The sequence below is a fragment of the Blautia sp. 1033sp1_1033st1_G9_1033SCRN_220408 genome, from assembly GCF_040929965.1.
In the GTDB taxonomy this organism is placed as follows: domain Bacteria; phylum Bacillota; class Clostridia; order Lachnospirales; family Lachnospiraceae; genus Blautia_A; species Blautia_A ammoniilytica.
This window is the reverse complement of sequence record NZ_JBFKZO010000001.1, coordinates 212,419-226,045: the sequence shown is the minus strand read 5'-3', so window position 1 is coordinate 226,045 and position 13,627 is coordinate 212,419. Positions and strand designations below refer to the sequence as shown.

At 42.5% G+C, this 13,627-nt stretch carries 10 protein-coding genes and 1 riboswitch; all 10 genes read right to left on the bottom strand.

Translation table 11 applies throughout. The features are described 5' to 3' along the window. Nucleotides 1-29: 29 nt before the first annotated feature. Nucleotides 30-941, bottom strand: a complete 912-nt coding sequence (locus AB5916_RS01050; protein WP_158420143.1) for a cation diffusion facilitator family transporter — start codon at nucleotides 939-941, stop codon at nucleotides 30-32. Between the two features lie 118 nt (nucleotides 942-1,059). After that, a riboswitch (NiCo riboswitch) is annotated at nucleotides 1,060-1,157 on the bottom strand. A gap of 109 nt (nucleotides 1,158-1,266) precedes the next feature. Continuing rightward, a complete protein-coding gene (locus tag AB5916_RS01045; protein ID WP_244092986.1) occupies nucleotides 1,267-2,673 on the bottom strand; it encodes an MATE family efflux transporter in 1,407 nt (468 codons plus the stop codon). Between the two features lie 163 nt (nucleotides 2,674-2,836). Then, entirely contained in the window at nucleotides 2,837-4,528 is a 1,692-nt protein-coding gene (locus AB5916_RS01040; protein WP_368188918.1) for a sugar ABC transporter substrate-binding protein, read from the bottom strand. Beyond that, entirely contained in the window at nucleotides 4,518-6,191 is a 1,674-nt protein-coding gene (locus AB5916_RS01035) for a histidine kinase (protein WP_244092990.1), read from the bottom strand. Before AB5916_RS01035 ends, AB5916_RS01040 begins: the two co-directional genes overlap by 11 nt. 4 nt (nucleotides 6,192-6,195) lie before the next feature. Next, nucleotides 6,196-7,746, bottom strand: a complete 1,551-nt coding sequence (locus AB5916_RS01030) for a response regulator (RefSeq protein ID WP_173728195.1) — start codon at nucleotides 7,744-7,746, stop codon at nucleotides 6,196-6,198. Nucleotides 7,747-7,952: 206 nt separating this feature from the next. Then, on the bottom strand, nucleotides 7,953-8,813 hold the full coding sequence (locus AB5916_RS01025) for a carbohydrate ABC transporter permease (protein WP_368188917.1): 861 nt from the start codon (nucleotides 8,811-8,813) through the stop codon (nucleotides 7,953-7,955). Continuing rightward, entirely contained in the window at nucleotides 8,813-9,667 is an 855-nt protein-coding gene (locus AB5916_RS01020) for a carbohydrate ABC transporter permease (RefSeq protein WP_368188916.1), read from the bottom strand. The genes AB5916_RS01025 and AB5916_RS01020 overlap by 1 nt, the downstream gene beginning before the upstream one ends. Nucleotides 9,668-9,842: 175 nt before the next feature. Then, a complete protein-coding gene (locus tag AB5916_RS01015; protein WP_294530639.1) occupies nucleotides 9,843-11,117 on the bottom strand; it encodes an ABC transporter substrate-binding protein in 1,275 nt (424 codons plus the stop codon). Nucleotides 11,118-11,362: 245 nt separating this feature from the next. Next, nucleotides 11,363-12,571: an enhanced intracellular survival protein Eis gene (locus AB5916_RS01010; RefSeq protein ID WP_173728191.1), complete on the bottom strand. Its 1,209-nt coding sequence runs from the start codon at nucleotides 12,569-12,571 to the stop codon at nucleotides 11,363-11,365. A 77-nt stretch (nucleotides 12,572-12,648) separates the two neighbouring features. Further along, on the bottom strand, nucleotides 12,649-13,512 hold the full coding sequence (gene fba / locus AB5916_RS01005) for a class II fructose-1,6-bisphosphate aldolase (protein WP_158420132.1): 864 nt from the start codon (nucleotides 13,510-13,512) through the stop codon (nucleotides 12,649-12,651). Nucleotides 13,513-13,627: the final 115 nt, after the last annotated feature.

The window sequence follows — 13,627 nt, the reverse complement described above, 5'->3', positions numbered from 1 at the left end:
TTTCAATGGTTATTTTGGTTATTTGTTATTTATTTACCTGTATATGGGTTTACGTGTACCATACAGTGTTTTACATCCTGGAAGGTATTCTCGATCATGTGATGTACTCTTTCTGCAATGGCATGGGCATCATTCAGGCTCTGCTGCCCATCTGCAGAGATCTCCAGATCCACATATATTTTGGATCCAAAGAGCCTGGTCTGAAGAACATCTACCCCCTTTACCCCTGGTACTTCCAGAACAGCCTGACGCATCTTGTCTTCTGTTTCCTCATCACAGGAATGATCTACCATCCTGTCTATGGCATCCTTAAAAATATCAATTGCTGCTTTCAAAATGAAAATACAGATCACCACGCTGGCGATAGGATCCATAATAGGACAGCCAAGCCTTGCGCCTAAAATACCAACAAAAGATCCAACAGAGGACAGGGCATCGGAACGATGATGCCATGCATCAGCCATCAGTGCACCGGAACTTATCTTTTTCGCCGCTGCTCTGGTATACCAAAACATCCACTCCTTCGTCACTATGGAAACAACTGCAGCTATCAGGGCAAGAAGTCCCGGCTCCATTATCTTCTGCCCTTTGGAGCCAGCAAGAATGCTCTTTATCCCACTCATGCCGATCCCCACACCTGTGGCAAAAAGCAGTCCTGCCAGAATAATCGCAGACACACATTCCAGCCTTTCATGGCCGTACTGATGCTCTGCATCTGACTTCTTGCCGGAAAGCTTCACTCCAATGATCACCACGATCGTACTGATCACATCAGATGCAGAATGTACTGCATCTGAAAGCATAGCTCCTGAATGAGCCAGAATACCTGCAAGAAGTTTAAACAAGGATAAAACCAGGTTCACTGTAATACTTACTCCGGAAACTCTCATAGCAATCTTCTGTTGAGTTTGGCTTCCATTTTCTTTGTTTTCCTGTTCCATAATAAGACCTCCTAAGCAATACAAAATGGTCTCTCGTTATGGCACATACATTAAACCACGCAGCGCATCCACAGATCTGTCATTCCTTTTAAAATAAAAAACACACCTGCGGAACATACACTGTCCCACAGATGTGCAATAAGTCTCACATCCGCTGCCGCTTTATGCAGCCCGGCCCCATGCCAGAATCGGCATCGCCTGCTCAGTTTGTACTGTTGATCTCGCATTCTGTTTCTCAATAAGAATGTAATGCAGTGCAAAGAGATTTAAATAATATTACATCAAGCATATTCTTCTGTCAAGAAAAAAAATTCAAGAATGCCTGTTATGAAACAATATTCTGCAGCCAGACTCCTTTTTTCACAAGTGCATATCCTACTACGCACTTCAGCAGATCTGCTGTCTGCACTGCTGCAAAAATCCCGATGATGGGCAGCTGGGTATACCGGCTGAGCACATAAGCGATAGGAACGCTGATGCACCATACGAATACACTATCAAAAAAGAAAGTGATGATGGTCTTGCCACCGGAACGCAACGTAAAATAGGCTGCATGCAAAAAGGCGTTGGCTGGCATAAATACAGCCATTACCATAATAAACTGTACAGCCAGTCCCCTTGCTTCCTGATTTGTATTATAAAGCCTTGGAAAAAATGGTGCCAGCACCAACATTAAAAGGGCAACCCCAGTACAGCAGAATACTGAAAAAGCGATCATCTTGTTGTCTGTATCCCTGGCTTTTTTCATATCCCCGGCTCCCAGAAGCTGTCCTACTACAATGGCAACTGAATCTCCCAGAGCAATAAATACAATGTTAAATACATTATTTATGGTATTGGAGATATTCTGCGCAGCCACCACATTCAATCCTCGCAAAGAATAACATTGCGCCAGCATAGCCATTGCACCGGCCCACAAGGTTTCATTCAGAAGAAGCGGTGTTCCCTTGACCAGGATCTTCTTAGTAAGAACAGCAGGCACCTTCAGTGTACTGTACAGACCTTTTGCAAAAGGTGCTCTCTCTTGATGTGTATGGGTCCATCCGATCACAATGGCAACCTCCACATATCTGGAAAGTACGGTAGCAATGGCTGCTCCCTCTACTCCCAGTTTTGGGAAGAAAAATTTACCATAGATCAGAAAATAATTAAATACAAGATTTACAACGACTGCAGTTACACCGGCTTTCATAGGCAGCACTGTCTCACCACATTCACGAAGGGTACTGGAATATATCTGTACCATCATAAAAGCAGGAAGTCCGAACAGCATGATTCTAAGATAATCAAGGCCATATCCCTTGGTTGCTGCCAGCGCCTGGGCTGTCCCCTCTCCATTCAGGTACATACCGATCAGAGAACTGCCGCAGGTGATAAAAAGGCAAAATGTAATCACAGTCAATCCAATTGCCAGCCACAGCTTATACCGGAATGTCTGCCGTACACCCTCATGGTCTTTCTGTCCAAAATACTGAGCCGTAAATATACCGGCCCCGGAAACACCGCCAAAAATGCACAAATTATAAACAAAGAGCAGCTGATTCACAATCGCTGCCCCTGACATCGGCTCCGTCCCTACCCGGCCGATCATAATATTATCCAGCATACTCACAAAATTCGTGATCCCATTCTGGATCATAATAGGCACCGCTACAGCCAAAACCATTTTATAAAAGGCTTTATCACCGATAAACTTCTGTCGAAAGCTCATCCTCATCCTGGTTCCTTCCATTTTATTTCCTCCTTGCACATAGTATCTGCTATACTACATGATACCAGTAACAATTGCAAGCATTTTCGCACATAAATAAAAAGATACAGTAAAATAATCATTAGCAAATCTATCATAATTTGCCAAATATTATTTTACTGTACCCAAATTGATCCAGCACCGATTATTTGTTGTTTTGCTGCTGGATTTTCCGGGACAATTCCCGTCCTCCCTGCTCCAGCCACTCTTCCACAAAGGTTTCAAAATAATCCATAGGCTTATTCCCCATAACCATCTGGATAAAGGCATTTTTTTCCAGATTCTGCAGGATCTGGGGTGCTTCTCCATCTGACTCTGCAAGATACTGGATCGTAGGCGGCTCATATCCATGATCTACCAAAAGGCCGATAGCTGAGATCCTGGATTTGTATGCAGCCCAGTCCTCTGCATTTACTGCTTCCCCTTTCATGTAGTTGGTAAGATAATTAGTACATGCCGTGTAATAAGACTCCTCCAGTGCGGAAAGCTTGTCCTCTGAGATCTCACGATTCATCGCTTTACGGATATCCTTAGTAGCCATATAAGTGGCATCATAATAATCCACATTGATCACAAGAGGCCTTGCGGTAGGATCTACATTCAATGCAAAATATCCATTCACTTCATCTGCATCATCTGCATCATATCTGCTATAATCAAACAGTACGCTGACGATCTTCATAACGATCTCCGGATGCTCATATCCTTTTCTGACCACCACATACTTATTGTCACTGAAAGAATTATAAAAATCTGTTCCATAATCCTTATCCCGCTGCACCAGATAATATGGTTCCCAGTCAGAATCCGGATTGTTCATCACTTCATCCATTAAGGGATTATTAGGAGTCCACCACAATCCAAAGAAAGCGCCGCATTTTCCTTCTAATACCAGATCCCTCAGATTATTCTGCTCTCTTAATGCAAAATTCTTATCAATGATTCCTCTTTCATACAGATCATGAATATAGGCAATGGCTTTCTTGGTGGATGCAGTAAGAGATCCATATACAATCTCCCCATCACTACAAATCTGCCACTTTCTGGGATGGGCTCCAAACAAATCAAAAATAGGATCTATGGAATAATTGGCACTGGTGGAGCCTACAAGAGCATTGTCACAGATCAGACCAATAGGCTCTTCCCCTTCGTCCGTTCCCATCCTGTTCTTTACAAAAGCTTCAATAATATCAAATGCATCATCCAGATTTTCAGGCTCCTCAAGCCCTAGCTGATTGATCCAGTCTCTTCTGAGCCACAAGAAGCAAGGGCCATGATCGATCACAGTTTCAGGCAATGCCATCAGCTTTCCGTCATAAGTACCGGATGCAAGAAGTGCCGGACCATAACTGTCATACATTTCCTTGATTCTGTCGGAGGCACAGGACTCGTATACTTTGGAAAGATCTTCGATCATATCATTTTCTACCAGAAGATTCAGTGTTTCCCGATCATTTACTACCATGATATCCGGAATATTACGATCCTGGACCAGTACATTGATTCCTTCATTGTACCGATCCTCTCTCTCCATGTATACATTCTCGTTCTGAATGTTCAACATTTTTTTCAGATACCTGGTATATTCATTGTCCTCATAAGTATCCCCTGAAGGCAGATTGGAATTACTGGCACCGTTCATCTGAGCCAGCGTATACGTAACCAGTTCCGGATACTTCCCATAAGATGTAGTTGCAGCTTTTTTCCATTCTTCTTCTGTGTCTGCCGCCGACTTTTTGGGCTCTTCTTTAACTTCAGGACTGCCGGTACAGCCTGAAAATGCCAAAACTGCACACGAAGCAACAATGGCAGCACAGATTTTCTTACTAATTCTCACTTTGTAAAACTCCCTTCGGAATCCGCATTTCCACCCGGGTTCCTTCGCCTTTCTTACTATAAATACGGATCTTATGATCCTCTCCATACAAGAGACAGATACGGTCATTTACATTTTTCAAACCATATCCTACAGCCTGATATGTAACCAGGGTCTCCGCTTCTGCCTGATCCATACCTGCTCCATTATCTTCTACCATCAGAAGAACATCATTTCCATCCTGTACAAAGGAAAGCTTCAGGATCTTTTCCCCTTCTTCCTTTACATCTAGACCATGCTCCAGTGCATTCTCTACTACAGGCTGAAGCAGCAGCTTGGGAACGATCTCCCCCTTTACATCAGGATCGATCTTCCATTCTATTTTAAAATCATTGTCGTGCATAACCAGCTGAATTTCCAGATATGCTTCAATATTCTGGATACAGCTTTCAACTGTAACCATATCTTTGCCTTTGCTAAGAGCGGTACGATAAAAGGTGGACAAAGCCAGTGTTACCCTGCTGATCTCAGTCTGGTCACTGCGGATCGCCATCCAGTTGATAATAGAAAGGGAATTATACAGGAAGTGAGGATTGATCTGTGCAGTAAGTGCTTTCAGCTCAAACTCCTTCAAAGCGATCTTACTTTCATAAACCTCCTTAAACAGTCGGTTGATCTCATCCATCATGCTCTGGAAGCCTCGGATCAACAGTCCTACTTCGTCTTCAGAGTCGCTGTATACTGTAACCTCACGCACCCCCTGGCTTACCTGGTTCATATTCTCTGTAAGTTCTTCGATCTTCCGGGTAAAGAGCCTTGAAAAAGAAAGTCCCAGTGCCAGGATCAATCCTGCACAGATACAGATCAGCGGAATCTCACTGATCAGGATCTGAGATACAGTACTGTCTATCACGGACTGCGGCTTGTACAAGAAAAAATGCCAGCCGCTTTCCTCACTAAGGCTGTTTACAGAAGCATATTTCTTGTCAAGGGCAGCAACAATCTGAGCACTGTTCTTTGCTTTCTCCAGAATTTCATCCTCAAAATTCTCTTTTCGATAAATAATATTTCCATCACTGTCCAGAATCATGCCGCCGCATTTCTCATTAATGATATTTTCAAAGGGTTGAAACAACTTATCATAATCCAAGGTCACACAAAGCACTGCTTCTACGTTCGCTCCACGGCAGATCTTACGCACAGCTGCGATTTGAGACAGTGAGCGTTCTACCAGCCACTGGATCTTCATATCATCTGAAAGCCTGTCGTTCCACCACTCCTTATCAATCTGTGCCAGAGGCACCAAGGTGTACTCATGGCGCACCTTAATACTCTCCGCAAATAACTGGATCTGAAGAATGGCATCATGATAAGACTTTGGAACTGAAAGAAGCGGATCAGCGATCTCTGTATATTTCTGGTATGCAATATAATTATCAATATCCTTTTCATTGATGATCTCTTCAATATCCGGTGAGTAGGTCAGGTAATTCAGAAGACTGGAGTATACTTCGATCTGGCTGTCAATCCCCTCCCGGGTCTGCTCCAGCATAGAATTCATATCCTCCACTGCATTTCTCCGGCTCATACTGCTGATCCGTATATGACTGTACCATGCCAGGATCACCATAGGAACCAGACTGGCTACTACCAGAAGGATCGTCAGCTTATGACGATATTTCATATTTTTAAATTTTCTTATCAACCCTGTCTGAAATCTCTTCATCCTCTCCGGTTCCTTTCCTGTAAGATTCCGGACTGCTTCCATAATATTCACGGAAGCTTCTGCAAAAATAAGATACATTGGTAAATCCGGTTTTTTCACTGACCTGTGCCACCTTCATGTTGGTGGTACACAAAAGCTCCTTTGCCTTTTCCATTCGCACCACACGGATATACCGATTCAGATTCATACCTGTTTCTTTTTTGAAAATAAAGCTAAGATATCCAGAGGAAAGATATACTTTCTCAGCCAATGTTTCCAGACTAAGATCCTCTGCATAATGCTGATGGATATAATTCTTAACAGCACCAACCTCATCTCTGGAGCCTTCCATGGAATTTTTCAGAAATTTCTCATATTCCTGAATATTCTCCTTGGTGATCTTAAGGATCTGTCCTATATTATTGCATCGGTACAGGCGGTCCACCTCCTGTTCCAGCCGTCTTTCTTCGGAAAACTGATTCTCCTGAAACAGTTCCTGGATCACATTGGAAAACACAAACTTCACATACATGGCTGAAAATTGAGTATTTTTCTGGTATTTCTCAGTAAGGCATCCAAAATGCCTCCATAAGGCCTCAATATCTTTACGACTGACATCTTCTGAGATTTTCTGCATCAGCTGAGAATCCTGGCGTTGTGCATTGCACATTTTCTCTTCATCTTCGTCAAAAGTAAAAATATGAACATCCGGATGATAGAACTTCTCTTCCATTAGCTGTTCCAGCTGTTCCAATACTTCTGGAAGTTTTCGACAGCCATCAAACTTACGGCTCACTGCCAGATGGAAATGAAGAGAGGTTCTTTGCTTTAAAATCTGATAAATCTGCTCCGCAACCAGGCGGTACTCACAATATTTGTCTCTGAACAAAAACAATGACTGCCTGGCATTCAGATTCAGATAAAAGTACTTTCTTCCTACCTCATTTTGCAATCCTTCTGCTGCAAAATCATCTGCAGTGTCAAAATAATCCTGATCCGTTTCCGCAAGAATCCCGCAATGCCACTGCTCCCAATTATTCAGATCTATAATTTCTCCTGCTTGCTCCAGAACCTCTGCCTTTCCGGAATACAGATAGCTTAGAAGAAAATACTGCTGAAGATAATTCTTTTCTTTTTGCTTCTGTGCATTCTGCTGATGCCTGTGAACTATCTTCTCCTGGGCTTTGGCAAGCACCTGGTGAAACCTTTCCGGATCCACAGGCTTTAGTACATAATCCAGCACTCCATATTGGATGGCTTCCTGTGCAAAAGAAAAATCACTGTATCCGCTGAAGATCACGATCTGAAGATCACTATATTCCTCTCTTGCCTTACGGCTTAACTCCAGACCATCCATATGAGGCATACGGATATCTGTCATCAAAAGATCCACCTTCTTGCTGTGCAGCACATCCAATGCCTGCTTCCCATTGGACGCCTCGCAGATTTCATAGTCTCCCTTTTCTCTCCCGATCAGGTATTTGATACCTTCTCGCTCAATCCTTTCATCATCTACAATTAAAATCCTGTACATTCAAGCACCCCGTCTATGATCATAAAATCCTGTAACTGTTCAGTATCTTTACAGTTACAAAAACTTTCGGTTAGTCAAATAAAGATAGTTCCCCGCATAAATGCATGGAACTATCTCTATTTTATCATTCAATGAACATCTTGAAAAGATTAAATTTGATTGAATAATACCAGTTTTATAATTCTATAGAACGGGCTGCTAATAAATCAGCCTTTTACTGCTCCTGCAACTACACCTTCAATGATATATTTCTGGCAAACCAGATACATTACAATGATAGGAATAATGTCGATCATAATACTTGCCATCATCGGTCCCATCTGTACATGTCCGTAGCTTCCACGGAAATACTGGATTGCCATAGGGATGGTACGGTACTTCTTAATATCCAGCACCAGTGTAGGCAGAAGATAATCATTCCATACCCACATCATTTCCAGGATTGCAGTGGAAATAATGGTCGGTTTCAGGATCGGAACCAGGATCTTGAAGAAAACCTGCAGTGGGCTGCAGCCGTCAATCATAGCTGCTTCCTCAATCTCCAGAGGACTTCCTTTTACGAAACCGGTAAACATAAATACTGCCAAACCAGCACCAAATCCAAGGTAGATGATGCAGATGAAATACGGATTATTCAGACGAAGTGTATCTGCTGTCTTTGCCAGGGTGAACATAACCATCTGGAAAGGTACAACCATACTGAATACACAAAGGTAATACAAAATCTTAGAAAGTGCACCGTTTACACGGACAATGTACCATGCACACATGGAGCAGCACAGCAGGATCAGTGCTACAGACATCACTGAGATTACAAGGCTGTACCAGAAAGATGCAAGGAAATCCATCTGTGTAACACTGGCAACAAAGTTCTTAATGCCATTCCAGGTCTCTTCTGTAGGGAACTTAAATACCCCGGATGTAGTGATTGCTGATTCAATCTTCAGAGAATTGAGCAGGATCATTACGATCGGATAGATCCAGGCCACAGAGATAATGGAAAGGATAATCGTAGGCACAATACTTTTTTTCTTTGGTTTATCTGCAATAACTTTATTCTCTGCCATTATGCCTGCACCTCCTTAGATGATGTTGCGCGAAGCTGTACCAAAGCAATAACAATTACAAGTACAAAGAATACAACTGCTTTGGCCTGGCCGATGCCTTTCCACTGTGGGCCGCTTCGCCCATAGAATGTATCGTAAATGTTCAATGCCAGCAACTGGGACTGCTTGCCCGGATCACCACCTGTCAGGGACAAGTTCTGGTCGAACATCTTGAATCCATTAGTAAGGGTAAGGAATGTACAAATAGTTATAGACGGCATGATCATCGGGATCTTGATCTTAAACAGGATCTGTCTGGAAGTAGCTCCATCAATCTTGGCTGCTTCGATAAGATCCGGAGATACGTTGTTAAGACCAGCAACATAAATGATCATCATATATCCGATCTGCTGCCATAAAAGCAGTATGATCATTCCAATAAATCCGTTTCTGGCAGATAACTTCAGCAGCGGCTGTCCCCACATGGACAGAAGACCATTGATCAAAGTCTGCCAAATATAACCAAGCACAATACCACCAATCAGGTTCGGCATAAAGAATACTGTACGGAACACATTAGTTCCTTTGTAACCTTTTGTCAGTGCAAGTGCAACGGAAAAAGCAAGTACATTAATAAGAATACTTGAAACAAATGCAAAAACAACCGTCAGCCAGAATGCATGACTGAAGTCTCCGCCGATTAAAATCTTCTGATAGTTGGCAAGGCCAACGAAAGTCACATCTTTAACTGTAGTAAATTTACAAAATGAAAGATAAATACCCCAGATGAAAGGCCATAAAAAACCAATGATAAACGCTGCAAGTGTTGGTAACACAAAGACAGGCCACCACTTTTTAAGAGATTTTCCTACCATCTCTGCTCCTCCTACTTCATTTAATTCCTGTGTGCCTGCAGTTTCTGCACTCCAGGCCCTCTTTTCGTAAGACTACGTCTTTCATGTGGAAAGGGGAGGCCATACTTACTGCCTCCCCCTTCTCTTTACACCAACATCCAAATCCTTGAAAGGTTTTGGATATACTTTACACAAATTACTCAGTCAGAGCTTTCTCTGTTGCCCATCCGTCAACGAATGCAGATACAACATCATCCCAGGAACCACCAGCTGCATAAGAAGTAAGAGCTGTACCAACACCGTTCTTCCACTCTTCAGAAGGCATTGTTGTAAAGTTCCATGATACAGGTGTCAGACCAGCTTCTGTGTATTCCTGATCCTGTTTAACAAATACGTTTGTAGATTCCTCAGCTGTTTTGAAAGGAATTGTGAAGCCCATATCCTCATTCATAGCCTTTGTACCTGTCTCAGAAGTTACACACCAGTTCATGAAATCCAGTGTTGCCTGAATATCTTCTTCAGATGCTTCTTTGTTTACACACCAGTAGTTCTCTGTACCTGTTGCAAGTCCTTCGTTCTCATCATCTACACCAAAGTAGATCGGGATCATAGCCAGCTCGTCATCGCTGAATGTTTTAGACAGCTCTGCATACTCCCATGTACCATTCTGATAGAATACTGCTTCGCTATTGATGAACTCATTACGGGAATCATCAGCTGTCTTAGCGGAAAGATCAGCACCGTCACATGTAGAATCTGTGATGTACAGATCAAATACATTCTTGTAGTTGTCAAGATATGTACCTTCGATTGTGTCTGCATCATCTACGCCTTTATCTTTGTACTCATAGTAGAGTGGAAGGTTTGCAAGATGTGTCTTGAATCTCCAGTCGGAGGATCCGTCCATACCTGCACATGTGAATGCACCTTTGATACCAAGCTCATCTTTTCTTGCCTGGATATCATCAGCAACTTTCTTCAGATCATCAAAACTCTTGATGTCGTCCAGTGTGTATCCAGCTTTCTCAAGAAGAGTTTTGTTTACGATCAGGCCATAAGTCTCGATAACATATGCAATACCATCAACAGCGTCACCGTCTTTAACAGTGTAAGTATCGGAAGTAAGCTGTGAATAGATATCGGAATCTTTCAGATCATAGCAGTAATCTTTCCAACTTTTCAGTCCAACCGGTCCGTTTACCTGGAACAGAGTAGGAGCATCGCTCTTAGCCATCTCAGACTGAAGAGTTGTCTCATACTGTCCGGAAGCTGCTGTAACAACCTGTACATCTACACCAGTCTCCTCTGTGTAAGCTTTTGCAAGGTTCTGCCAAGCTTCATCAGCTTCTGGTTTAAAGTTCAGATAATATACCTTTCCTGTAGCATCGTCTGCCATTGCCGGTACAGCCGGAATCATGGATGCTGCCATAACTGCTGCAAGTCCCATTGCCATTGATTTTCTCATCTTCATTTTTTGTCTCTCCTTTTCATGAGAATCATTTTTGGTCGGATCCTTAACAGATCCGCTGCGTCTTATACGCTGAATCCGGGATGTTCAACCACCCCCGTTCACGTTGATTATATTTTATAGCTTTCAACCAAAATGCACTATATTAAAATTTCAAGAAATATGTTCTTTTTTCATTTTTTATAAACAACGTATGTTTTTTTTTACATGTTTATGTAATTTTTGTCAAATACATACAGGAAAATATATCAAAAATAATCGGATATATAAGGAGTCTGCTGTTCAATGGCATCTTCCAGCATGTCAATAATATGCTCACCAGCCTTTAGCCGCCCAATCCTGGCCAGATAATCCGGGCGCTTATATCCCATCAGCATGGTGGTCATTGTCTGGATACTGATCTGATCCTGGCAGGGCTGACTGATCCGCTCTGCCCATCCTTTACCTTCTCTGGAGATTTTTAGCAGGAAAGCCCCCTGATTACACTCCATTACAGGATCCGTCAAAGTAAAGCGCCATTCTCTTTCAGTAATGTCCGGTTTAAAAGGATATTCTGCCACAAAAGCTGCAAAATCCACGATTCTTCCCATATAATATGGGGAAATCACTTCTTTGATCTCCGCATCCTCCAGAAGAAACGCCAACGGTTCATCTGTGTAGGTATCTCCTTCTACCTGATTGATCATAGAAAAATGAGCCGATACAAAATTCCATAGGCCGGTTCTGGCTTCTTCATTGTTAAAAATCATATCTTTGATATGAAAAACCTCATTCTCAATCCAATAGATCACATAACCATCCGGCTCATCCTGTGCATTGTAATAGATAGCTGCCATAATATCATCCCGATCCCACAGCCAGTATTCATTCCAGGCAAGGGAATCACGGATAATAGCTCCATGGGTATGAGCTGCATATCGGTCATATGTATCCTTCAGTTCTTTGCTGTCAGTGTCAACTCTGCGTACATCACCTGATACCCATTTCTTCTTAGGCAGCTGGTAATCCTTAATCTCATAAGAAATCTTGTCTGAGATCAGCTCCCAGCCTTTTCGTCTGTAATAGGGAATGGAATAAGGATAAAGATAGCAGATATACTGTTTCTTTTTCCGCATATTTTCCAGAGCCTGCTCCAGAAGCCTGTGCATCAGCCCCATATTTGTGTATTCCGGATAAGTGCCCACTCCTGTCAGTCCGCCCATGGAATAGGTCTTTCCAAAAATCTGAACCTTCATCGGGTAAACGGCCACCTGAGAAACCAATGTGCCATCATCAAACCAGCCAATCACATCAGCTCGTTTCATGGTAGGGAATTTTGCCCTGATGATCTCCTTTTCTTTCCATCCTACAGAATTCAGTTCCTGGTCTGTAACCTGAAATACATAGCGAAGCAGTGCATTGTACTGTTCCATGTATTCAGGTCCTACTGGTCCCATTTTCAGATTTTTCTTATTCATAATAATTTTCTCTCCTCGTATTGCAATATAGAAGGGGACACTGCATTGCAGCATCCCCTTGTATATTACATGGATTCTCAGGCTTTTCCAACGGAACCGAAGATTTCCATTTTTTCTTTAACTGTTGCTTTAATTGCTTCATATCCAGGAGCAAGAAGCTTTCTTGGGTCAAATCCTTTACCCTGCAGATCTTTGCCTTCCTCAATATACTTACGTGTAGCTGCTGCAAATGAAAGCTGACACTCTGTATTTACATTGATCTTAGAAACACCAAGATCGATAGCTTTCTTGATCATATCTGTAGGAATACCTGTACCACCATGAAGTACTAACGGCATGTCGCCTGTAAGCTTCTGGATAGCATCCAGAGTCTCAAAGCTTAAGCCCTTCCAGTTTGCAGGATATTTACCATGGATGTTACCGATACCTGCAGCCAGGAAATCAATGCCAAGATCTGCAACCATCTTGCACTCGTTAGGATCTGCACACTCACCCATACCAATAACGCCGTCTTCCTCGCCACCGATAGAGCCAACCTCTGCCTCAAGGGACATGCCATGCTCTCTTGTAATCTTAACAAGCTCTTTTGTCTTTTCTACGTTCTCCTCGATTGGATAATGAGATCCGTCGAACATAATGGATGAAAATCCTGCCTCTACACATTTCAAGCATCCGTCATAAGTACCATGGTCAAGATGAAGGGCAACCGGAACTGTGATATTAAGTTCCTCCATCATACCGTTCACCATTCCCACAACGGTCTTAAATCCTGTCATATATTTACCAGCACCCTCGGAAACTCCCAGGATAACCGGGGAATTCAGCTCCTGCGCGGTAAGAAGAATGGCCTTTGTCCACTCAAGATTGTTGATATTGAACTGTCCGACTGCATAATGGCCGGCCTTTGCTTTCTGAAGCATCTCTGTAGCACTTACTAACATGATAAATTCCTCCTATCTTTCTGGGTACAGTCTTTGCACCCGTCTAAGATGTATTTTAGCAGATTTTACAGCTTTCGTCTATATTTTTACAAAAAATATTATAATTGCACTGTAT

Coding starts and splice junctions, on each gene's coding strand:
- AB5916_RS01050 (WP_158420143.1), bottom strand. CDS start 941: ATGGAACAGGAAAACAAAGAAAATGGAAGCCAAACTCAACAGAAGATT.
- AB5916_RS01045 (WP_244092986.1), bottom strand. CDS start 2,673: ATGGAAGGAACCAGGATGAGGATGAGCTTTCGACAGAAGTTTATCGGT.
- AB5916_RS01035 (WP_244092990.1), bottom strand. CDS start 6,191: ATGAAATATCGTCATAAGCTGACGATCCTTCTGGTAGTAGCCAGTCTG.
- AB5916_RS01030 (WP_173728195.1), bottom strand. CDS start 7,746: ATGTACAGGATTTTAATTGTAGATGATGAAAGGATTGAGCGAGAAGGT.
- AB5916_RS01025 (WP_368188917.1), bottom strand. CDS start 8,813: ATGGCAGAGAATAAAGTTATTGCAGATAAACCAAAGAAAAAAAGTATT.
- AB5916_RS01020 (WP_368188916.1), bottom strand. CDS start 9,667: ATGGTAGGAAAATCTCTTAAAAAGTGGTGGCCTGTCTTTGTGTTACCA.
- AB5916_RS01015 (WP_294530639.1), bottom strand. CDS start 11,117: ATGAAGATGAGAAAATCAATGGCAATGGGACTTGCAGCAGTTATGGCA.
- AB5916_RS01010 (WP_173728191.1), bottom strand. CDS start 12,571: ATGAATAAGAAAAATCTGAAAATGGGACCAGTAGGACCTGAATACATG.
- fba (WP_158420132.1), bottom strand. CDS start 13,512: ATGTTAGTAAGTGCTACAGAGATGCTTCAGAAAGCAAAGGCCGGCCAT.